This window comes from Bacillota bacterium, assembly GCA_013178045.1.
Classification (GTDB): Bacteria; Bacillota; Ch66; order Ch66; family Ch66; genus Ch66.
Genome location: JABLXP010000001.1, coordinates 264130 through 285683 on the forward strand (window position 1 = coordinate 264130; position 21554 = coordinate 285683).

The following is a 21554-nucleotide window of genomic DNA, read 5'->3' on the forward strand; positions in this document are numbered from 1 at the left end:
TCTAAAAAAGGTGAGCCAGATGGAACCAAAGCAATTGCGCCTGTTTGTTGAGGAAGAGTCAACCGATACTGAGGCCGGTAGTTCAACCGTGAACGAACTAAAACCGGCCAGCGATTCCTTTCGATTAAGCCTGGAGTTCAAACCTACCGAGACTTTTAGCGCCGGCCGCTATGCCACGCTGGAAGAACTGGCGGCTTTCTGTCAGCATTGTCAGCGGTGCCGGCTGAGGAGCGGCTGCCGCGGCGTGGTGTTTGGGGAGGGCAACCCGTCCGCCCGCATTATGTTTGTGGGCGAAGGGCCTGGACAGACGGAGGACGAGCTCGGGCGTCCCTTTGTGGGACTGGCTGGTCAGCTGCTAGACCGGATCCTCCAGGCGGCCGGATTTGTCCGGGAGGAAGTGTATATCGCAAATGTTGTTAAATGTCGTCCGCCAGGCAACCGGCTCCCTCAACCGGATGAAGTGGCGGCCTGTCGTCCATACCTTGAGGAGCAAATTCGGTTGATCAAGCCGGCGGCAATCGTCTGTCTCGGCGCGTTGGCTACCCAGACTTTGCTTGATCCCCAGGCCCGGATCACTAAAGTCCGCGGCCAGTGGTTCGAAAAGGGCGGGATCTGGTTCCTGCCGACTTTTCACCCAGCGGCACTTCTCCGGGACGAAAGCAAGAAACGTCCGGTCTGGGAAGACTTCAAACGCCTACGCGACTGGTACCGGAGTAATTTTTCGTGACAGGGGAGCGAGGGGGTAGCTGAAACCCCCTCGAACAAGAAAATTGATAACCTTATATAGTTGTCGAAAGTTGATTTTCTTGAACGCAGTAGGTTGCGCGGTACTGGCAAATGGATATACTAGACATGAATGGATCTAGACAAATTGGAGTGATCTACAGGATGTGGCAACGCCGGATATGCCATGCTGAAGAAATGCGCCGCCTCGGCGAGTACCTGGGTCAAATTTTGTGGCCGGGTGCTGTTATTTGTCTTTCAGGAGAATTGGGCGCTGGTAAAACCGTGTTGGCTCAGGGAGTGGCCAAAGGAGCAGGGGTGGGGGGCTATGTAACCAGCCCGACCTTTACCCTGGTTCATGAATATCAGGGAGAACACCCAGTTTATCATCTTGATGTTTACCGTTTAGATGACCCAGCCGAGTTTGCCGAGCTTGGTTTTCGTGAATACCTGGGTGGTGATGGAATCGCGATAGTTGAGTGGCCAGAACGGATTTTAGAGTATTTACCCCAACAGTACCTGCTGGTTGAGATTAAGAGGGATGAGCACCAGGCAGATTGTCGCCTTGTTACCATTAAGCCAGTAGGCGACGACTATCATGTGGTGTTAGAGGAGTTGGAGCAGCGTGCGGATTTTGGGTATTGACAGTTCGACAACAGTGGCTGGCGTGGCGGTGGTCGAAGATGACCGGCTGGTGGTAGAAACCTTTCTGAATACGCGCAAAAACCATTCGCAGCGGCTAATGCCGATGCTGGACGCCATGCTGCGGGAAGCTGACTTAACGCTGGCAGACATAGACGCCCTCGCCGTTTCCATCGGTCCCGGTTCCTTTACTGGCTTGCGCATAGGGTTGGCCACAGTTAAAGGGTTAGCGCAGGCCACGGGGAAACCGTTAATTGGGGTACCGACTCTGGATGCTTTGGCGTTGAATGTGGCTGGTCTAACCGGTTTAATCTGCCCTGTTTTAGACGCGCGGAAAAATGAAGTTTATATGGCCGTATATCAATCTGCCTCATCCCTTCAGGTCAACAGAATAAGTGATTATTTAGCCATCAGCCCGACAGAGTTGATTGGCCTTTTCCAGGGTTCGCGCTTTTTTGGTGATGGTGCAAGCGATTGGCGGCACTGTCCGGTAACTTTTCTGGGTGATGCAACACCAGTATATCGGGACCTGTTAACAGAGGGGCTGGGTAACCGTGCCCGGTGGGTATTACCTACCCATAACTTAATTCGCGCGGCCCAAATCGCTTATTTGGGTGGTCAGCGGTTGGCGGCTGGACAGAAGGATGATTATTTAACCATCAAGCCGCTCTATATTCGCCAGTCTGAGGCCGAAGTCAGGTGGCAGAGCCGGGAAAAGGAGAATGCCTGCTATAGAAGGTGACGAAGTGAACTTTAAGATTAGAAAAATGATGGCTGAAGACCTGGACGACATTTTAAGAATCGAACAGGTATCTTTTCCTACACCCTGGTCAAGACAGGCCTATCTGTCCGAACTGCAAAACGACTTTGCCTACTATGTAGTGGCAGTCGTGGATGAGCAGGTAGTGGGTTATGCCGGGATGTGGTTGCTTGTTGATGAGGCACATGTGACCAACGTCGCCGTTGCTCCCGACTACCGCGGACGGCAACTCGGTGAATATCTGCTTAAATGGTTGATGGAAATCGCAGTTTTGCGCGGCGCCCGGGCGATCACCCTGGAGGTGCGACCATCAAACCGGCCAGCCCAGCGTCTTTATACCCGCTTAGGTTTTGTAGCGGCCGGCCTCCGTCGGGGCTACTATACCGATACAGGTGAAGACGCGATTATCATGTGGAAGTATTTACCAACGCATGCGTCTGAAGAAATAACGAACGAGTCAGGCGAGTAACCTAAATTTACCGAGAATAAAAAACATGGTTAGATTGGCGAAGATCGCCTGCCAAAAAGCGAAAGCTAAACCTCTTTTTTTTCTTTAAATTTTTCTTCGCTGGATTCTGTCGAAACTGGCTCGAGTTTAGGGATTTGCCGAATGGCTTCTTGAAACTTCACTTGTTTCTCGATATCGGCCTGGTCCTTACGAACCTCATACATTAACTCGGCGAATTGCCGCTCCAGTTCTTCTTCGGTCATCAACTGCTCCCCACACTGACTGCAGACAGTTGCCTTTTCGTCCTTTTCCTGGTGCCCACAGAAGATGCACTCCAAAGTTTGTCACCTCCCTCTGTCTGTGTATATTATATTCGATTATATCTTAATTGAACAGAGTTTCTCAGGCTCGATAACGTTCCCGATTTTTGGGCATAATACCACCAAAAAACAAGGCGGTGAAAAGAGAATGAAGCTCGATCAAGTGATGCAATTAAACGGAGATGAGTGGGAAATCACTGAGCCAGAGTTAACGGAGTGGATTGAACTGTGTGGACTAAATCCTGACGATCTGGATAAATAATTTTGGATAATAAATTTAAGGAAGTGATAAGTGTGTTGGAAACGGAATATTTGGCAGATACGCCTTTGCGAAGAGCAACCTGTGTTTCCTGCAGACGGCCATTTACTTTACCGGACGTTAGCCTAAGCAATAGTGTCCACACGGTTGATTACTTGTGTAAAGACTGTCGGGAGGCAGCCATGTAAACTGGCTAAAAAGTCAAGCCTCCGGAAGATTCCAGAGGCTTGGGGGGAAAGGAATGAAGAGAAAAGCACACACTAGTATTTTTGCCCGGCGACTATTAATCTATACAAACTAGACAAACAAACTAAAACCCCCCAGATAACTTCTGGAGGGTTTAGGTTTATTCTGGCTGTGCTGCACCGACCGGACAGATGTCGGCACATGAACCACAATCGGTGCATTTCTCAGGGTCGATGACGTATTTATCAGAGCCCTCGCTGATCGCTTCGGCTTTGCACTCATCGACACAGGCTCCACAACTGAGACAGTCGTCTGTAATCTTGTAGCTCACTTAAAATTCCTCCCCCAACAAAGAAATAAAATCTTAGATAATATTATAGCACCAACTTGCTCCTTGACAAGGAAAAATAAACATTTTGCGAAATAAATGGAGAAACCCCCAGGGGAGCCATTCCTGAGGGTTCTCAAAAAGAGAGTTATTGGGGGAGGGTAAATCCCCATTGTATATTATGTCCAACTAAAAAAGGCATAATTCACAATAAAAATATATTTTTCCAGATTATTCTTATAAGCGCAGATTTTGTCACTGTCAGCAAAAATTTCAAGTCATAGTGTTCCCACAATCACGGTCAAAATAATAAAGGAGACGAAAAAATATTTTATGAGGAGGTCTTTAAAAGTGACAGTTGGCCAAAAAATGCATACCACTCTGAGCAATCTGGAATCCGCCTGCGCTAGTCTAAAATCGTTTGCCCTGGAAACGCAGGATCAGTCGGCCAAGCAAATGTTTAACGATTATGCTGCCCAATTAGACAACATGATCCAAAGTTTTAAAGGTCGGGTTGACTATATTGAGCAGCAGGAACCTCAATATAAGGTTAGACAACAAGCCGGCCAACAGCAGCAAATGAAAAAATAACAAGAACAAGCAGAGCACCTTTCAGCGGAGAGGTGCTCTTGTTGTGCCAATTAAATTTTATTGAACAAGACTAGTAGAGCAGCCAGGATAACTAGAATGGTGATGAAGATGTAAAGACTTTTCATTCCTTTAATCATGATACTTTTGAAAGCCTGATTAAACTGATGTTCACAATAAATGCAATGCGCGCCGCTCAAGCCTTCAACCATGTGCGATTGACAGAATTTCCGCCCACACTGGCAGGTGCCGATGGCTGGCCGCTCGCAGGTATAACAGCGAGCTGAAGTCATATACGGGACCTCCTTTTTTTAGTACCCCGTCAACTGATCATCCTAGTCTAATTATACTTGGAAAATATACGGCGGAAAACAGGAGAAAAAAGGACAGTATTTGTAGAAAACGACAAGAACAAGTATAATTAGGGGTAAAAGGCCAAATCGAGGTGCTTTCAATGTATTCAGCGCATCTAAATATCTTGGGCTTGGAAACATCGTGCGATGATACTTCCGCGGCGATTGTGGCTAACGGTCGGGAAATCAGAGCCAATATAATTTCTTCACAAATTCAGGTCCACCAAAAATTTGGTGGCGTTGTACCGGAAATTGCTTCGCGTAAACATCTGGAAAATATTTCCGTTGTAATTGACGAAGCACTCAGGGTCTCTGGTCTGGACTGGCCTGATATTGGGGGAATTGCTGTTACCTATGGCCCAGGCCTGGTTGGAGCTTTACTGGTAGGTGTCTCAACAGGGAAAGCCCTAGCGTATGCACGAAATATCCCGCTGATTGGGGTTAATCACCTGGAAGCACATATCTACGCCAATTTTCTCGAACACCCGGAGTTGTGTTTACCGGTGGTTTGTTTGGTTGTCTCCGGTGGCCATACCAACCTGATCTATCTCCAAGAACATGGGCGATACGAGTTACTGGGACGAACACGGGACGATGCGGCCGGGGAAGCTTTCGATAAAATTGCCCGGACAATGGGGTTAGGCTATCCTGGCGGGCCGCAGATTGACCGTCTGGCGCAAACTGGCGATCCCACAGCAATCCCTTTGCCTCGGGCCTGGCTTGAGGAGGGGAGTTTAGATTTTAGCTTTAGTGGTCTCAAGTCCGCAGTCTTAAATTATCTAAACCGAGCCAATCAACTTGGCTCAAGAGTCAATTACTCAGACCTGGCTGCCAGTTTTCAACAGGCGGTGATCGACGTGCTCGTGTACAAAACGATTCACGCCAGCAAGCAAAAAGAGGTGAAAACCATTCTCTTGGCTGGTGGAGTAGCGGCCAACTCCTGGTTACGCCGTCAGCTGGCGGAGGCGGCCGCTGAAGCCGGGATGAATCTAGTCTACCCATCGTCATTGCTCTGCACGGACAATGCAGCTATGGTGGCCTGTGCCGGGTATTATAAATTCTGCCGGGGTGACCTGGCCCCTTTGGACCTAAATGCTGTCCCAAATCTGTCGTTAATCTAGGGTAATCCTGGCTAGGACATTGGTCTTAAAACAGGTGTTTTGTGGATAAAATCATCCTGTGGATAATGTGGATAATTCTGTTGATAACCTAAAAAATGCGTATTTTTTCATTTTTAATCATGGGCAGGCCAAAAAACCACATTGATTGTGGAGAATGTGGATAACTAGGAGAGAGCCCAGTAGTTTTAAACTTCTGCTTGTGGATAGGGCTGGGGATATTAACTCTGTCCGATAATATCCTGATATTAAATGTTTATGCGCAAACAGATGACTGATAGAACCAGTTCTGGAAAAAACATAAAAATTCATTCGGTTTAAAGCGAGCAGTATTTAACCATTTTTTAACCTGCCTTGACAGTCTCAGTGGACATCCTGTATATTCACAGTGAGGCAGATACCCCAAGGGGAGGGACGAAAATGCATCCAATCCTTTATTCTTTTGGCCCGATCAACATTTATGCCTGGGGATTCATGCTTAGTTTGGCTGTGATCGTCAGCGCATTAGGTGCCAGGCGCATGGCGGCTAAGGCGGGTATTGACCCGGACCACATTATCAACCTGGCAATTCTTCTGGTTCTCAGCGGACTCTTAGGTGCGCGTATTTTTTACGCTATTTTTTACGAACCAGGCTACTTTATGGCTCATCCCCTGGATATCTTCAAGTTCTGGGAACCAGGTCTGGTTTGGTACGGTGGACTGATTGGTGGGATAATTGCCGGCGGGTTGTATGTCCACTTTTATCATTTACCTTTCTGGGGCTTGGCTGATGTCCTGGCCCCATGGCTAGCTTTGGGCTACAGCATAGTCCGGATTGGCTGTTTCCTGAATGGTTGTTGTTACGGTAAAGTCACCACTGTCCCCTGGGGTGTGGTCTTCCCCCAGCTGGATAACCTGACCCGCCATCCAACCCAGCTCTATTCCGCAGCGGTTGGCTTTGTCCTGGCTAGCATCTTGTTTTGGCTTTACCCGCGCCGAAAATTTGCTGGTCAGGTATTTCTGACCTATCTAATGGCTTACGGGGTTTTGCGCTCGGTGGTTGAATACTTTCGCGATAACTTGACCATATTAGGACCGATTACTGTTTCCCAGGCCATCAGTCTAGTGGTGATTAGCTTGGCCGGGGTTATTTACTACGTATTGGCGCGGCAAGCGAAAGACCTGGGTTAAAGGAGATAGGCAGTTTGGCGCAGAATCTAAATGGTGAACTTGAACGGGTAATTCTTCGCTCAGCTCAAGAGTACAACATTCTTCCCCTAACCTCAGGGTGTAATCTAAGGTGTGTTTTCTGCAGCCACCCGCAGAATCCACCCGGTATTCAGGTTTACACTATTCCGCCGCGTTCCTTGGAAGAGATTGAGCGGACCCTGGAATTTATTGATGGGTCAAGGAAGATTGTCATCGGTGAGTCGGCGACCAGAATCATTGAAGGAGAGCCCTTTACCCACCCCCAGATTCTGACCGCCCTTCAGCTGTTACGGCGGCGGTTTCCGCAAACGCTGCTGTCGATCACGACAAACGGAACCCGGTTAACTGAAGAACTGATTACTGCCCTGGTTGAACTGTCTCCGCTTGAGCTGAATGTTTCCTTGAACAGCGCGACTACCCATGGCCGCAAGCGGTTGATGCGGGACCACCAGGCCGAACGGGCGATCGCGGGCATAAAAACTTTGGCCAAAGCCGGCTTGCCGTGGCACGGTAGTATGCTGGCCCTGCCCCACATCGTGGGCTGGGATGATTTGACTGAAACAATTAACTTTATGAGCGAACACAGGGCGCGGACAATCCGGGTTTTTCTCCCAGGTTATACCCGGTGGACGCCAGAGATCTGGCATATCCATAATTTTGCTGATTTGCTCGGGGATATTGTAGCTTGGGCGGAAGAGATCCGCCGTCAGGTCCCCGTTCCGCTGCTGCTGGAGCCAGTTCCACCGGCCGACCTTGTGCCGGTGGTGGCGGGCGTCATTCCTGGCAGCATCGCTGAACAGGCTGGTCTATCAGCTGGCGATGTGATTGAAAAGGTAAACGGGGTGAAGTGTTTTTCGCGGGTTGATGCCTGGCAGAAAATCTACCGGGCGGCCAGCAGCTGCCTTGAGGTTCGCACTGGCAGCCAGCGCCGGACCTTTATCCTGAAAAAACCGGCGCATACGTCACCCGGCCTGGTGATGGTCTTTGACCTGGATCCGGCGGACTGGCAGGCGGCTTTACGAGAAATCGACCGAAACCGAGCCAGACGGGTGTTGCTTATGACCTCCCGGCTGGCCAGAACTGTTCTGCAAACGGCGGTAGAAACATACTCCCCGGTTGATTGTCAGATCGAGCTGCTCATGGTCGAAAACCGGTTTTTCGGCGGCACGATTGCCTGTGCCGGTTTACTGGTGGTGGAGGATTTTTTGTCCGCCTGGCAGGAGTGGTCATCGGGCCGGCTTATACAGCGGCCAGATTTAATTCTTTTGCCAGGGCGGGCTTTTGATCACCGGGGCTGCGACTTAGTTGGCCGGGGTTATTGGGAAATTGAAGAGAAAACGGGGATAACTACCCGGGTAATCTAGATGGGAGGACCAGGATGGGAAAGATCCTTACTGCCCGAAACATGAACAAGTGCATTGGTTGCTACTCCTGTATGCTGGCCTGTGCCCGGCTGGTGCACCGGAGCTTTTCTCTTCAGAAAAGCTGTATTCAGATCCGGACCCGGGGTGGGCTGCAGAGCAAACTGGTGGCGGATATTTGCCGCGGCTGTTCCCAGCCAGCCTGTGCTGAAGCCTGCCGGATTCGGGCCCTGGTGCCCCGTGAGGGTGGCGGGGTGAAACTGAATGCCCGAAAGTGCATCGGGTGCGGCGATTGCGTGGAGGCCTGCCCGGTCAAAACCATCCGTCTGGATGAAGAAACCCGGTTGCCGCTGATCTGCAAACACTGCGGGATCTGCGCCAAATTTTGCCCGCACGGTATCCTTTCGCTGGAGGTGAGCCCGCATGCTTAATCAAAAGTACATTCGGGTCCTGACTATTGATTTGACTAGCCAAACCTTTGACATCGAGGAGCGGGCCGATCTGTACGAGTACCTGGGAGGAAGCGGAGTGGCGGTCCAGCTCTTTTCGGAAACGGTCAACCCTAACCTGGACGCTTATGCGCCAGCCCAGCCGATCGTGTTCGCAATTGGCCCGCTGTCAACGATCTACCCGGCCGTGACCAAGACAGTGGCCATGTTTCGTTCGCCATTGACCGGCGAACTGGGTGAGAGCCACGCTGGTCTGCGTTCAGCATTGGCTATGCGCTTTGCCGGCTACGATGCGATCGTGATCCGGGGACGGGCAGCACGAGCGACCTATCTGTCAATCGGCAGTCGCTCTGTTGATTTTAAGAACGCGGAGCCCTTGTGGGGGCTGTCCACGGAAGAGGCGGGGCGGCTGCTCCGTGAGCTCGAACCTGGCATGGGGCAGCGGAGCTGCCTGCGAATCGGACCAGCGGGGGAGAAACTGGTCGCTTTCGCCGGCGTCAACGTGGATACTTTCCGTCATTTCGGCCGGTTGGGCCTCGGCGCGGTATTCGGCAGTAAAAACCTCAAGGCCATTGTGATCTACGGGAAGAACAGTTACCCGATTTCGAAATTTAAAGAGTATGCCCAGGTCTACCAGGAAATATATACCCAGATGATTGATACCGAATTAATGGAGAAGTATCATGATTTGGGGACTTCGGTGAATGTGGCGCCGCTCAGCGCCATGCATGCCTTGCCAACGCGAAACCTCCAGCAGAGCAGTTTTGAACAGGCTGAGCAGATCAGTGGCGAGTCCTTTGCGGCTGAGGCCTTGATCCGAAAAATGGCCTGCCCCGGCTGCCCGGTAGGATGTATTCATATCGGAATCTGCCGTCGGCAGTTTGCGGGTGATGGTTTTGAATGGGAATCGGCCACCGTTTCATACGACCATGAACTAATCTACGCTTTAGGCTCGATGCTGGGCGTTGGTGATAAAAACGACTTATTGGCGTTGATCGAGAAGGTTGAACTACACGGTCTGGACGCGATTTCCACCGGCGTACTCCTGGCCTGGGTGACAGAGGCTTACACGAGAGGACTGATTACGGAGCAGGAAGTGGGGGGGCCGGTGGCCTTTGGTGAGACCGCGCATTACCTGGAGGTGATCGACCGGCTGGTGACCCAGCCCAACGAATTTTACCAGGTCCTGGCTAGAGGGACAGCGGCGGCGGCCGAGCGGTACGGTGGTCAGGAATTTGCCCTCACCCTGGGGAAAAACGAGGTGGCTGGTTATCACACTGGTTACGCCAATATCCTGGGGCAACTGGTGGGGGCGCGGCATTCGCACCTCGACAACGCCGGCTATTCCCTGGACCAAACTCTGACGGAGTATAACCCGGAGAAAATTGTCTCGGCGCTGATCGAGGAAGAACAGATCCGGTGTGCCCTCACCAGTCTGTGCATCTGTCTGTTTGCCCGCAAGGTCTATGACCCGCCCACGGTGATCAAAGCCCTGGGAGCAATCGGGATTGACCTGACGGAAGAGCAGTTTATCAAACTGGGGAAAAAGATCTGGCGGCTCAAGCTGGCGGTTAAGCGGCGTTTGGGCTATGACGAGACGCAACTGAACATACCCAAACGATTTTTCGAAACCCCGGGCCTTAAAGGGCAGCTTAATGAACAAACCATGGAGGAGCTCAGGCGCCTCTATCGGGAAAAAATCAGGATGGTCTTATGACGGTGGATTTAAAAATCAAACTGCGGCAGGAATTGCTCCAGCGACGGCTGGGGCTGACGCCGCAGACGGTGGAAGAAAAAAGCGAGGTGATTATTCACCGCCTGATTGATCTGCCGGAGTTTCAGTCGGCGCAGGCGGTAATGACTTATGTCAGCTTTCGCCACGAGGTCAGCACGGAACTATTGATTAAACAGGCCCTGGCCAGGGGGAAAAAGGTTTTTGTCCCGGTGACTGACTGGGAGCAGAAACGGTTGGTCCCTTCCCGGTTATTAAATTATCCAGACGACCTGACTGAGGCCCGCTATGGCTTGCGGGAACCGAAAAAGGACCGCCGGCGGCCGGGCGACCCTGATGAGATTGATCTGGTGGTGGTGCCGGCGGTAGCCTTTGATCGGCAAGGATACCGCTTGGGTTATGGGGCGGGTTTTTACGACCGGTTTTTGGCTAACCTTAAGGCCTCGACACTGGTGATCGGGTTAAGCTTTGCCCAACAGTTGGTAGCGACAGTTTGTCCGGAGGCGCATGATCGACCAGTAACCATGATTATTACTGAAGAAGGGATTCTAGATTTTCGCCCAAAAAAGCAGGATAATTTTAGTGGATGTCGAAAGAGTACAGTAAAATAATCATAATAACAACAATTGCATAGTACTCCGATTTAGTCCACCTAAGGTGTAACCGCACTATGGTGGCTAAACGTTGACCAGCCGAACCGGAGGTCTGAGGGTGTATCTCGTTTGGGCGACAACGTCTGAGCGACAAGGGGGAAACCGGTACGCCTCCCGTATTTGGAAAGGAGTAAGACCGTAGCCGACGTCAAGTGGGTTGAGGTTGGCTTTTAGGCACCTTTCTGCAAGGTGCCTTTTTAGTCATACTAGCGAGGTGAGCAAGGTGGAAATTAGACCGGAGATTATGGAAGCCCTGAAAAAGGCCGCCCCGGAAGGACGTTTGTCTTGTCCTGAAGCTAGAAGGCTGGCGGAACAGTTAAAAGTGCCTCCGATCGTGATCGGGCGGGCCTGTGATCAATTGAAGATTAAGATCAAAGCCTGTGAACTTGGTTGTTTCTAGGAGAAAGGCCATGTCAGAACTTTTTCAAGTAATTACCCTGGAACAGGCTTGCCAGTTAATGGCGCAACATCTACCCCAACCGCAATTAACAGTAGAACAGGTTCCTTTGACCGCGGCTCTTGGGCGCCGGCTGGCCAATGATGTTATAGCGGAAGACGATCTGCCAGGATTCAGCCGTTCGACGGTTGATGGATTTGCGGTTCGGGCCAGTGATACCTTTGGAGCCTCTGAGGGACTACCGGCCTACCTGGACTTAGCGGGCGAAGTGCTGATGGGTCAGGCCGCTGATCGGCCCGTCCAGCCCGGCCAGGCCATCAAAATCTCGACCGGGGGGATGCTGCCGCCGGGGGCAGACGCGGTGGTCATGGTGGAGTACACCGAGCCGCTGGACCACCGGACCATTGGGGTTACCCGGTCAGTCGCCCCCGGGGAAAACGTCATCCGCCGGGGGGAAGATGTTCAGGCGGGTGAATTGATTTTTACTCGGGGACATCGTCTGAAAGCTCAGGATCTAGGACTGCTGGCGGCACTTGGTCGATCGACGGTGGAGGTGTTAGCCCCGGTGCCAATCGGGATCATCTCGACGGGTGATGAGGTTGTTACCCCGGAGACCCAGCCCGGCCCGGGCCAGGTACGCGATATGAATTCTTATACCCTTTTTGGACTGGTGCAGATGGCCGGGGGCCGGCCGAAGTTATATGGCATCGTTCCCGATGATTTTACCCAACTCCAGGAGAAACTGGCTCAGGCCTTGGAAGAAAACCAGATCGTTTTGCTTTCTGGCGGTAGTTCCGTGGGGACGCGGGACGTGACTGTCCAGGTGATCAATGCCCTGGGCAGTCCCGGTGTTCTGTACCACGGTTTAGCCATTCGGCCTGGTAAACCGACCATCGGTGCGGTGCTTAATCAAAAACCCGTGTTTGGCCTGCCTGGTCACCCGGTTTCGGCCATGGTTGTGTTTGACCTTGTAGTCCGTCCGCTGATAGATGGCCGGATGATCAACCCGGCACTCCAGGAAGGAATACCGGTCCCAGCCAGAATAACCCGAAGCCTGGCCTCGGCAGCTGGCCGTGAAGATTTTATTCGGGTGCAGTTGCGCCGGGAGCAGAGGGAATACCTGGCGGAGCCGATTCTTGGGAAGTCAGGCTTGCTGACCACCATGGTGAGGGCGGATGGATTGGTAAAGATCCCGCTGGACAAACAGGGATTGGTAGCGGGCGAATTGGTTGAGGTGTGGCTATTTGAGTAGAAGGGGTGAACTTGATGCCTCGACAGGTTTATGTAGATAACGTTCCCCGTGAAGAGGCCCTCCAGCGTTACTTTAGCCGGCTGGAAGAACTGAGTGGCTTAAGGCCAGGGCAGCCCCAGATTGTGCCGGTGGTGGAAAGCTTGGGGCGGGTCACGGCCGGGCCGGTGTATGCCCGGCTTTCTTCACCGCATTATCACGCCTCAGCCATGGATGGGGTGGCGGTGCGCAGTGCAGACACCTTTGGGGCTGCGGAGACCACCCCGGTTCGGCTGCGGCTGGGTGAGCAGGGGGTGGTGGTGGATACGGGTGATCCACTGCCAAGTGGTTATGATGCAGTGATCATGATTGAGGAGATCAATTTTGTCGAGCCGGATCTGATCGAGATCATCCAGCCGGCGGTGCCGTGGCAGCACGTGCGGATGATCGGGGAAGACGTGGTGGCAACAGAAATGCTTTTACCCGCCAACCACTTGATCCGCCCGTATGACCTGGGGGCGCTGCTGGCGGGTGGGCTGACTGAAGTGGAGGTGTATCCTCAACCCCAGGTGGCTATCGTGCCAACCGGCACGGAAATTGTGGAACCTGACCGGGTTGTAAAACCGGGAGAAATCATTGAATTTAATTCCCGTGTCCTGGCCGGTCTGGTGACTGAGTGGGGCGGGCAGCCCTACCGGCACGAAATCCTGCGCGATGATTACGCGGAGATTAAGCAGACAATCAGTGAACTAGTCGAACGGTTCGACGTAGTGGTGGTTAATGCGGGTTCTTCGGCTGGTCGGGAGGACTTTACCGCTGAGGTGATCCGTGAACTGGGCGAAGTGGTGGTGCACGGCGTGGCCATTAAGCCAGGTAAACCGGTGATCCTGGGGATTGTGCGGAACAAGCCCGTGGTTGGTCTTCCCGGGTACCCGGTCTCGGCCGTCCTGACCGGCGAACTGTTCGTTCGACCAATTATTTATCGGCTGCGTGGACACCTTGCCCCCGAGCGGGAACGGGTGACGGCGATGGTGACGCGCAAGACGGTGTCACCGCTGGGTGTTGAAGAGTTTGTGCGGGTTAAACTGGGGCAGGTTGGGGAAAAAATAGTGGTCACCCCGCTACCTCGCGGTGCAGGCCTGATCACTTCATTGGTTAAGGCTGATGGGGTCTTACGCATTCCCCGCTTTTCTGAGGGTTTCGCTGCCGGGGAGCAAGTAGAGGTGGAACTGCTCAAGCCCCGCGCGGAGGTCCTCAACACCACAGTAATCATCGGCAGTCATGATCTGGTCCTGGATGTGCTGGCCAGCCAATTGCGGCAAACCCATCCAGAGTGGAGCCTGTCCTCCGCGCACGTGGGCAGCCTGAGCGGGCTGGCGGCTTTGCGCCGGGGGGAAGCGCACGCCGCCGGGATTCATCTGCTCGATGAAGCCACCGGCGAGTACAATGAAAGCTACGTTCGCCGTATGCTGCCCGGAGAGCCAGTGATCTTGCTGAATTTGACATATCGTCAGCAAGGGCTGCTGGTCGCCAAGGGTAACCCTAAAGGAATTACCGGCCTGGCTGATCTCAAGCGAGGCGATCTAACCTTCGTCAACCGCCAGCGTGGTGCCGGCACCAGGATCCTGCTGGATTATGAACTGCGGCGGCTGGGGATTGACGTAACGACGATTCGAGGCTACAACCGGGAAGAATTTACCCACATGGCAGTCGCGGCGGCTGTCGCGAGCGGTACGGCAGATGCAGGCCTGGGGATCCTGGCGGCGGCCCGGGCCCTTGACCTGGACTTTTTGCCCGTGGCGGTGGAGCGGTATGACCTGTGTATACCGAAACGGTTTTGGGACTCCCCTTATATCCAGCGTTTGTTGGACGTAATCAACCAGCCGGTGTTTCGGGAGCAGGTGGAGCGGCTGGGAGGTTATGACCTGCGCGATTGCGGCCGGGTGGTTTGGGAATCCTAACTTAGGCTAAGGGGGAATGGGGATGGGACTGGAAGACGGCTATTTCCGTACGGTTAACTACCTGAGGATCTCCATCACCGACAAGTGCAATCTCCGCTGTATCTATTGCATGCCGGCTGAGGGGATCAAACTCAAGGCCCACGAAGAGTTACTCCGGTTTGAAGAACTGACTGAACTGGTGAAAGTCGCGGCGGAGCTGGGGGTGACCAAGGTCCGGTTGACCGGGGGAGAACCGCTGGTCCGTAAAAACATGGTTTCTTTCGTCGAGGCCATCGCGCAGGTGCCGGGGATCGACGACATTGCGCTCACGACGAATGGGGTGCTGTTACCGAAACTGGGGCCAGCCTTAAAGCAGGCTGGGCTGAAGCGGGTAAACGTCAGCCTGGATAGCCTGCAGCCAGCGCGATTCCGGTGGATTACCCGGGTGGGTGAATGGATAGACACCTGGGCTGGGATTGAAACGGCCCTGGAACTGGGCTTCGACCCGGTTAAGATTAACATGGTGGTGATCCGGGGAGTCAATGACGACGAGATTCTTGATTTTGTTGATCTTACCTATCGCTATCCGCTGCATGTCCGTTTTATCGAGTTCATGCCGATTGGCACGAGTGATGGCTGGGCCCAAAAGCGGCTGGTTCCTTACGCGGAGATTAAAGAAATAATCGAAAAACGAGTCGAGCTCATCCCAGTCAAAAGCGTTAAAGGAAACGGGCCGGCCAAGTACTATCAGCTGCCGGGGACCAAGGGTACAGTTGGTTTTATCAGTCCAATCACCAACCACTTCTGTCAGCACTGCAACCGCCTGCGTTTAACAGCCGAAGGCAAGCTGCGTCCTTGTCTCCACAGCAGCTGGGAGATTGACTTGAAAGCTTCCTTGCGTGCCGGCGCCAGCCGGGAACAACTGGCGGAGCTATTTCGGGAAGCGATTCGGCGGAAACCGCAGCACCATACGATGAGCGATGACGGCTGGCAAGACCAGCCGCGGATGATGTACCAGATTGGAGGTTGAGGATGGCGGAGTTTACTCACTTCAACGAAGCGGGTCGGGCGCGGATGGTGGACGTGACCGGCAAAGCCGATACCCAGCGGGAGGCGGTGGCCCGCGGGCGAATCACTATGCAGCCGGCAACCCTAACCCGCATTTTGCAGGGCGAGATGACCAAAGGAGATGTCCTGGGGGTAGCCCAGGTGGCCGGTATCATGGGAGCCAAGCAGACCAGCCAGTTGATTCCGATGTGCCATCCCCTTTTTCTGACGGGCGTTGATCTGACTTTTTGGCCTGATCTCAGCAATAATTGTATTAATATTGAAGCAAAAGTCAGAACCACGGGAAAGACGGGGGTCGAAATGGAGGCTCTGACGGCGGTCGCAGTGGCGGCCTTAGCCATCTACGATATGTGCAAGGCTGTTGATAAGGGAATGACTATTGAAAATGTCCGTTTGGTGGAGAAAACCGGCGGTAAAAGTGGAACATTTAGACGTGAGGGGGAAGACGAATGGGCAAGATCGTAGCGGTATGCACCAGTACAGGCAAAGGAGAACGGAAGACCAATGTCGGGCAGGGACGTCTGATCGCCGATTTTGGTTTGGAAGGAGATGCCCACGGAGGAACGTGGCACCGGCAGGTTAGCTTGCTGGCCATGGAAAGTATTGAAAAAATGCGGCAGATGGGTCTGGATGTGGGGCCCGGCGACTTCGCAGAGAACCTGACGACCGAAGGGATTGAACTAACCTCATTACCTATCGGAACCAGGCTGCGCATTGGTGGCCAGGCCCTTGGCGAAGTTACTCAGATCGGCAAGGAGTGCCACACCCGCTGTGCTATTTATTATCAGGCGGGGGATTGTGTCATGCCTCGCGAAGGGATCTTCATCCGCATTCTGCGCGGTGGCGAAGTTAAAGTAGGCGACCCAATCGAGGTGGTTGACCGTGATTAGAGTTGGCGTTTTGATCATGAGTGATAAGGGCTCGCGCGGGGAACGGGTGGATGCCTGCGGGGATGTGATCCGGGAAATGGTTAAAGAGATCGATGGAGAGGTGGTGGCCTACGCCGTGCTCCCTGATGAGCAACCGGCCATCCAGGATCATCTGATCGATTTTGCCGATAACCAGCGGTTAGACCTGGTACTGACCTCGGGTGGGACCGGGTTCAGTCCTCGCGATGTAACCCCCGAAGCCACTCTGGCGGTAGTGCATAAACTGGTTCCTGGGATTGCTGAGGCTATGCGTTTGGAAAGTCTCAAGATCACTCCCAAAGCGATGCTGTCACGGGCCATTGCTGGCATCCGAGGAAGAACATTGATTATTAATCTGCCAGGCAGCCCTAAGGCGGTCCGCGAGTGCCTGGCGGTGGTGCTGCCAGCCCTGCCGCACGGGATTGAAATTCTGCGCGGTGAGGCTTTTGAGTGTGCCGAAGGTTAAAGTAATATTTTCAGGCTAGGTGTATAAAACGCTGGCAATTGGGAAATATCAATGAAGAAAGAGAAACAGGACAAACCACCGCAGTTCTGATCTAAAACCTCAAGCAAGCGACCAAGGCAGGAGAAGGGAGAATAAGAAACAGGCTAGAAGCGCCAGAAAATTGGTTAAGATTGATAATTATGGGATGCTAGTCCGTTTGCAAATACTTCTGGTCTTGCCTATTATTATAAATGAATATTAGCACTCAGTCATGCTGAGTGCTAACAATAAATATCCTAAAATAAAGGAGGTATAAAAATAGTATGAAGCTCAGTCCATTGGGTGACCGTGTCGTGATCAAAGTCCTCGAAATCGAAGAAAAAACCAAGAGTGGGATTGTACTGCCTGACACCGCGAAAGAAAAACCGCAAGAAGGCGAGATCAAGGCTGTTGGTACCGGGCGGGTGCTCGATAATGGACAACGGGTACCGCTGGAAGTCAAAGTTGGGGACCGCGTGATCTTTTCCAAGTATGCGGGCACAGAAGTTAAGGTTGATGGAGAAGAGTACCTCATCCTGTCAGAGAGGGATATCCTGGCAATTGTAGGTTAACCCTATTAACAAATACATATGAGGAGGGAACAGGTTAAATGGCAAAACAGATTATTTTCCGGGAAGAGGCTCGTCGGGCGTTAGAGAAAGGCGTCAACACCCTGGCGGACGCTGTCCGGATTACTTTGGGACCGAAAGGTCGTAATGTAGTTCTGGAAAAGAAATTTGGTTCCCCGACCATCACCAACGACGGGGTAACCATTGCCAGAGAAATTGAAGTGGAAGATCCATTCGAAAATATGGGTGCGCAACTGGTGAAGGAGGTTGCCACCAAGACCAACGATGTCGCCGGTGATGGGACCACGACCGCTACGGTTCTGGCCCAGGCCATTATTCGCGAAGGTTTGAAGAACGTGGCGGCTGGTGCCAACCCGATGATTATGAAAAAGGGTATCGAGAAGGCCGTTGAGAAGGCGGTCGAGGAAATCAAGAAGATCAGTAAACCGATTGAAAGCAAAGAAGCGATCGCTCAGGTTGCTTCCATTTCCGCAGCTGATCCCGAAATCGGTAAACTGATCGCCGAAGCAATGGAAAAAGTTGGTAACGACGGGGTCATCACGGTTGAAGAATCCCAGACCATGGGCACTACGCTGGAAGTCGTTGAAGGGATGAACTTTGACCGTGGTTATGTCTCGCCATACATGATTACTGATACTGATAAGATGGAAGCCGTTTTAAACGAGCCATACATCTTGATCACCGATAAGAAAATTTCGGCAGTCCAAGAACTCTTGCCAGTCTTGGAGAAAATCGTGCAAGCCGGCAAACAGCTCTTATTAATCGCTGAAGACGTGGAAGGCGAAGCCCTGGCGACACTGGTAGTCAACAAACTGCGCGGGACTTTCACCTGTGTGGCAGTTAAGGCACCAGCCTTTGGTGAACGCCGGAAGGCTATGCTGGAAGACATTGCCATTTTGACCGGCGGTCAAGTCATCAGCGAGGAACTTGGTCGTAAACTTGAAAACACGACCTTGAACATGCTTGGTCAGGCGCGGCAGGTACGCGTCAAGAAAGAAGAAACTATCATCGTGGATGGCCGCGGCTCCGAAAGCGACATCAAGGCCCGGATCGCCCAGATCAAGAAGCAGTACGAAGAGTCTACTTCTGAGTACGATAAGGAGAAACTGCAAGAGCGGCTGGCTAAACTGGCCGGCGGTGTAGCCGTGATCCAGGTCGGTGCGGCGACCGAAACCGAAATGAAGGAGAAAAAGCACCGCATTGAGGATGCCCTAGCAGCGACTCGAGCGGCGGTCGAAGAAGGCATTGTTGCGGGTGGCGGTACGGCGTTGATTGATATTCTCCCAGCGCTGGATGAACTGAAGGCCGAGGGTGATGAGCAGACGGGTATTAACATCGTGAAGAAGGCCCTCGAAGAGCCAGTGCGGCAGATCGCCAACAACGCTGGCGTGGAAGGTTCTGTTGTTGTGGAGAAAGTCAAAGCGGCGGGACTGGGTATTGGCTTTAACGCTCTAACTGAACAGTATGAAGACATGATCGCGGCTGGAATTGTTGACCCGGCGAAAGTAACCCGTTCCGCGCTGCAGAATGCGGCCAGTATTGCGGCAATGGTGCTAACTACTGAGTGCCTGGTTGCTGATAAGCCCGAGGAGAATAAGGGCAACATGCCTCCTGGAATGGGCGGCATGGGCGGCATGATGTAAGAAACACCCAAGGCCAATTAAATAACATTTGGTCAAAGAGCCCCGGTGAAGGATACCGGGGCTTTGCAGATCTTTTGATTAATTGTCCCTAAAGAGTGGTCTCTAATTTTGGCAGCCCCCCAGGAGAAGTTGAAGTCAGGCCAAGGTTGAAAGATAAGCGCGAGTTGGCTACACTGGGAGTGGGAATGATTCATGATATTATCTTTAGGCTCAACAATATATTTATAAGGATGGGATACGCATGCAGTTATTTATTTTTGCCTTGTTTACTCTGTTGATCGGTTTCGTCGGGGCTCTGCAGAATGTCTTTAATAATGCAATGAAAAGCTTTATCGGCCTATGGGAGACGACTTTTTTTGTTCACCTCTCCGGTGCGGTTGTCGCTCTAATTGCCATGCTTTTTTTTGGACAGGGGACGTTCTGGCAGTTGGAGAAAGCCCCATGGTTTGCCTGGCTGGGCGGGGTGTGTGGCGTGATCATTATCAGCGGCATCGTTCTGAGTATCCCTCGGCTGGGGGTTGTTGGAACGGTTGGATTGTTCGTATTTGGACAACTTCTGCTTTCGGTCCTGATCGACCAGTTTGGTTTATTCGGCGTCAGGCAGTTACCTCTCACCTTCATGAAAGCGAGTGGTCTGGTCTTAATGGGCCTGGGCCTATGGTTTTTCTTCCGCGGGTAAATCGCGGGTAAATAAGGAGATAAAACTGGCTGGAGAACTACCAAGTTTACATAACGCCAAAATGCTTTTCCTGAAACCGGCATAACCCACTTCAACCGCTAATAGAATATGGTGAGTGAAATTACGGGTGAGGGGGAACTGGGGATGTGGTTCAGGGTAACGAAGCGGAAGTTGGCTATTTTTTTTCTGGCCATTCTGATCATTTTCTTATGTACAGTCGTTTATCATTGGTGGTTCAATCACAGTGCGGTTGTACCCGAGGAACTCATTGGTGTGGCGATTGAAAACACGGCCCGGGCCCAGAGTTACCGTTATGAAATAGTGGCGCGTTCTCAGGTTGATGGTCAGTTCCGCACCTTGAGCGAAATCACGGGAGAAAAGGCTAAGAACGGCGATTTTCACATCAAGGGGGTCATGGTGAATTCGCCAGTTGATATTTACCAGATTGGTGACATCACTTACCATAAGGATTTATTCACCAACAAATGGATTGTGACTGAAGGCAGCAATCTGGCGAAAATGCAGGTGTTGATGACGGAAATCAATCCCCTGGCCCATTTCAACTTTCGACAGGTGGTTGGTGTCAAGTATCTTGGCCAGGAAAAGGTTCGCGATGAGCGGTGTTATGTGCTTGAATGCCAGCCACATCTGGAAAACCAGTACCTTGAACTCTTCTGGACTGAGTTTATTTATCAACTGTGGATTGACCGAAAAGACCAGCTGATCCGCAAAGCGTGCATCAAAGCCAGGCATAAGAGCAATGCTAACGCAGCTCTTTCCATCGATGTTCAGTTGTACGACTTTAACCAGAACCTCGAGATAAAACCTCCTAGATAAGCGGCCTAAACCAGCTCTTACCAGGACCCTAGTAGGGTTTGACATTCTGGAACCCTCCTGATATAATTTCCACATAAATTGTCAAAATTGGTGGAGGAGTACCGGGATGTTGACGATTGAACGCCGGATCTTAATAACAACCGAGCAGATTAAACAGCGCGTCAAGGAGATGGGAAAGGAAATCACCAGGGATTATGCGGACCGAGAGCTTTTGATCGTGGGGATCCTTAAAGGAGCTTTTGTGTTCATGGCTGACCTGGTTCGGGAAATTACCATACCTGTTGCCCTAGATTTTATGGATGTGTCCAGTTATGGATCGGCGACGGAATCATCGGGAGTGGTCCGGATCATGAAGGACCTGGACCAAAGCATCGAGGGTAAACACGTCCTGGTCGTTGAGGATATCATCGATACGGGATTGACCCTTCATTATATTCAAGAAAACTTGCGTTCACGCCGCGCAGCCAGCGTGAAGATCTGTGCTTTCCTTGATAAACCCAGCCGGCGTAAAGTAAATATTTACCCGGATTACTTGGGTTTTTCGATTCCTGATGCATTTGTCGTGGGTTATGGGCTGGATTACGCCGAGAAGTTCCGTCAATTACCTTATGTGGCTGTTTTAGGCCCCGAAGACTACCAGGCTTAGTACTGAATAGTGATAACTTGAAGCTA

General features: G+C 52.1%; 26 protein-coding genes and 1 riboswitch. Of the genes, 23 read left to right on the plus strand and 3 right to left on the minus strand.

Annotation, left to right across the window (positions count from 1 at the left end; translation table 11 throughout):
• The first annotated feature begins 19 nt into the window (after positions 1 to 19).
• The 4 genes from HPY81_01365 to rimI all read left to right on the plus strand — a co-directional run bounded on the left by HPY81_01365 (position 20) and on the right by rimI (position 2594).
• Positions 20 to 727 carry a uracil-DNA glycosylase gene (locus HPY81_01365; protein NPV26108.1) on the plus strand — a complete coding sequence of 236 codons (708 nt, stop codon included), beginning with the start codon at positions 20 to 22 and terminating at the stop codon, positions 725 to 727.
• Positions 728 to 888: 161 nt separating this feature from the next.
• Positions 889 to 1368: a tRNA (adenosine(37)-N6)-threonylcarbamoyltransferase complex ATPase subunit type 1 TsaE gene (tsaE, locus tag HPY81_01370; protein ID NPV26109.1), complete on the plus strand. Its 480-nt coding sequence runs from the start codon at positions 889 to 891 to the stop codon at positions 1366 to 1368.
• Entirely contained in the window at positions 1349 to 2107 is a 759-nt protein-coding gene (gene tsaB, locus HPY81_01375; protein ID NPV26110.1) for a tRNA (adenosine(37)-N6)-threonylcarbamoyltransferase complex dimerization subunit type 1 TsaB, read from the plus strand. Before tsaE ends, tsaB begins: the two co-directional genes overlap by 20 nt.
• Positions 2088 to 2594: a ribosomal protein S18-alanine N-acetyltransferase gene (rimI, locus tag HPY81_01380; protein ID NPV26111.1), complete on the plus strand. Its 507-nt coding sequence runs from the start codon at positions 2088 to 2090 to the stop codon at positions 2592 to 2594. Before tsaB ends, rimI begins: the two co-directional genes overlap by 20 nt.
• 65 nt (positions 2595 to 2659) lie before the next feature.
• On the opposite strand, the gene HPY81_01385 is transcribed toward rimI, so the two are convergent.
• Both HPY81_01385 and HPY81_01390 read right to left on the minus strand, forming a co-directional pair.
• Positions 2660 to 2911, minus strand: coding sequence for a hypothetical protein (locus HPY81_01385; GenBank protein ID NPV26112.1), 252 nt, complete (start codon positions 2909 to 2911; stop codon positions 2660 to 2662).
• Positions 2912 to 3498: 587 nt separating this feature from the next.
• The gene (locus tag HPY81_01390; protein NPV26113.1) at positions 3499 to 3669 is read right to left on the minus strand and encodes a 4Fe-4S binding protein; all 171 of its coding nucleotides are present in this window, start codon (positions 3667 to 3669) and stop codon (positions 3499 to 3501) included.
• Between the two features lie 348 nt (positions 3670 to 4017).
• Here HPY81_01390 and HPY81_01395 point away from each other — a divergent pair, with 348 nt between their 5' ends.
• Positions 4018 to 4257, plus strand: coding sequence for a DUF1657 domain-containing protein (locus HPY81_01395; protein ID NPV26114.1), 240 nt, complete (start codon positions 4018 to 4020; stop codon positions 4255 to 4257).
• A 50-nt stretch (positions 4258 to 4307) separates the two neighbouring features.
• Here HPY81_01395 and HPY81_01400 read toward each other — a convergent pair whose 3' ends face one another.
• Entirely contained in the window at positions 4308 to 4547 is a 240-nt protein-coding gene (locus tag HPY81_01400; GenBank protein ID NPV26115.1) for a hypothetical protein, read from the minus strand.
• Positions 4548 to 4708: 161 nt separating this feature from the next.
• Between HPY81_01400 and tsaD the strand changes: the two genes are divergently transcribed.
• The 18 genes from tsaD (at position 4709) to hpt (ending at position 21528) form a co-directional block, all read left to right on the plus strand.
• Positions 4709 to 5728, plus strand: coding sequence for a tRNA (adenosine(37)-N6)-threonylcarbamoyltransferase complex transferase subunit TsaD (tsaD, locus tag HPY81_01405; GenBank protein NPV26116.1), 1020 nt, complete (start codon positions 4709 to 4711; stop codon positions 5726 to 5728).
• 417 nt (positions 5729 to 6145) lie between these two features.
• A complete protein-coding gene (gene lgt / locus HPY81_01410) occupies positions 6146 to 6895 on the plus strand; it encodes a prolipoprotein diacylglyceryl transferase (GenBank protein NPV26117.1) in 750 nt (249 codons plus the stop codon).
• Positions 6896 to 6909: 14 nt separating this feature from the next.
• Entirely contained in the window at positions 6910 to 8277 is a 1368-nt protein-coding gene (locus HPY81_01415) for a DUF512 domain-containing protein (protein NPV26118.1), read from the plus strand.
• A 14-nt stretch (positions 8278 to 8291) separates the two neighbouring features.
• Positions 8292 to 8705 carry a 4Fe-4S binding protein gene (locus HPY81_01420; protein ID NPV26119.1) on the plus strand — a complete coding sequence of 138 codons (414 nt, stop codon included), beginning with the start codon at positions 8292 to 8294 and terminating at the stop codon, positions 8703 to 8705.
• Complete coding sequence (locus tag HPY81_01425; GenBank protein NPV26120.1) at positions 8698 to 10440, plus strand: aldehyde:ferredoxin oxidoreductase; 1743 nt, start codon at positions 8698 to 8700, stop codon at positions 10438 to 10440. The genes HPY81_01420 and HPY81_01425 overlap by 8 nt, the downstream gene beginning before the upstream one ends.
• 2 nt (positions 10441 to 10442) lie before the next feature.
• Positions 10443 to 11066 carry a 5-formyltetrahydrofolate cyclo-ligase gene (locus HPY81_01430; GenBank protein NPV26121.1) on the plus strand — a complete coding sequence of 208 codons (624 nt, stop codon included), beginning with the start codon at positions 10443 to 10445 and terminating at the stop codon, positions 11064 to 11066.
• 13 nt (positions 11067 to 11079) lie between these two features.
• Positions 11080 to 11255: riboswitch (molybdenum cofactor riboswitch) on the plus strand.
• A 76-nt stretch (positions 11256 to 11331) separates the two neighbouring features.
• On the plus strand, positions 11332 to 11508 hold the full coding sequence (locus HPY81_01435) for a hypothetical protein (protein NPV26122.1): 177 nt from the start codon (positions 11332 to 11334) through the stop codon (positions 11506 to 11508).
• Between the two features lie 10 nt (positions 11509 to 11518).
• A complete protein-coding gene (locus HPY81_01440) occupies positions 11519 to 12757 on the plus strand; it encodes a molybdopterin molybdotransferase MoeA (GenBank protein ID NPV26123.1) in 1239 nt (412 codons plus the stop codon).
• Positions 12758 to 12771: 14 nt separating this feature from the next.
• Complete coding sequence (locus HPY81_01445) at positions 12772 to 14694, plus strand: molybdopterin biosynthesis protein (GenBank protein ID NPV26124.1); 1923 nt, start codon at positions 12772 to 12774, stop codon at positions 14692 to 14694.
• Between the two features lie 28 nt (positions 14695 to 14722).
• Entirely contained in the window at positions 14723 to 15703 is a 981-nt protein-coding gene (moaA, locus tag HPY81_01450; protein NPV26125.1) for a GTP 3',8-cyclase MoaA, read from the plus strand.
• A 2-nt stretch (positions 15704 to 15705) separates the two neighbouring features.
• The gene (gene moaC / locus HPY81_01455) at positions 15706 to 16206 is read left to right on the plus strand and encodes a cyclic pyranopterin monophosphate synthase MoaC (GenBank protein ID NPV26126.1); all 501 of its coding nucleotides are present in this window, start codon (positions 15706 to 15708) and stop codon (positions 16204 to 16206) included.
• The gene (locus tag HPY81_01460) at positions 16191 to 16631 is read left to right on the plus strand and encodes an MOSC domain-containing protein (protein NPV26127.1); all 441 of its coding nucleotides are present in this window, start codon (positions 16191 to 16193) and stop codon (positions 16629 to 16631) included. Before moaC ends, HPY81_01460 begins: the two co-directional genes overlap by 16 nt.
• Complete coding sequence (locus HPY81_01465) at positions 16624 to 17115, plus strand: MogA/MoaB family molybdenum cofactor biosynthesis protein (protein NPV26128.1); 492 nt, start codon at positions 16624 to 16626, stop codon at positions 17113 to 17115. The genes HPY81_01460 and HPY81_01465 overlap by 8 nt, the downstream gene beginning before the upstream one ends.
• Positions 17116 to 17417: 302 nt before the next feature.
• Entirely contained in the window at positions 17418 to 17705 is a 288-nt protein-coding gene (gene groES / locus HPY81_01470) for a co-chaperone GroES (GenBank protein ID NPV26129.1), read from the plus strand.
• 38 nt (positions 17706 to 17743) lie between these two features.
• Entirely contained in the window at positions 17744 to 19366 is a 1623-nt protein-coding gene (gene groL / locus HPY81_01475; GenBank protein ID NPV26130.1) for a chaperonin GroEL, read from the plus strand.
• Between the two features lie 241 nt (positions 19367 to 19607).
• Positions 19608 to 20045 carry a DMT family transporter gene (locus HPY81_01480; protein NPV26131.1) on the plus strand — a complete coding sequence of 146 codons (438 nt, stop codon included), beginning with the start codon at positions 19608 to 19610 and terminating at the stop codon, positions 20043 to 20045.
• 111 nt (positions 20046 to 20156) lie between these two features.
• Positions 20157 to 20882: a DUF2092 domain-containing protein gene (locus tag HPY81_01485; GenBank protein ID NPV26132.1), complete on the plus strand. Its 726-nt coding sequence runs from the start codon at positions 20157 to 20159 to the stop codon at positions 20880 to 20882.
• A gap of 106 nt (positions 20883 to 20988) precedes the next feature.
• A complete protein-coding gene (hpt, locus tag HPY81_01490; GenBank protein ID NPV26133.1) occupies positions 20989 to 21528 on the plus strand; it encodes a hypoxanthine phosphoribosyltransferase in 540 nt (179 codons plus the stop codon).
• Positions 21529 to 21554: the final 26 nt, after the last annotated feature.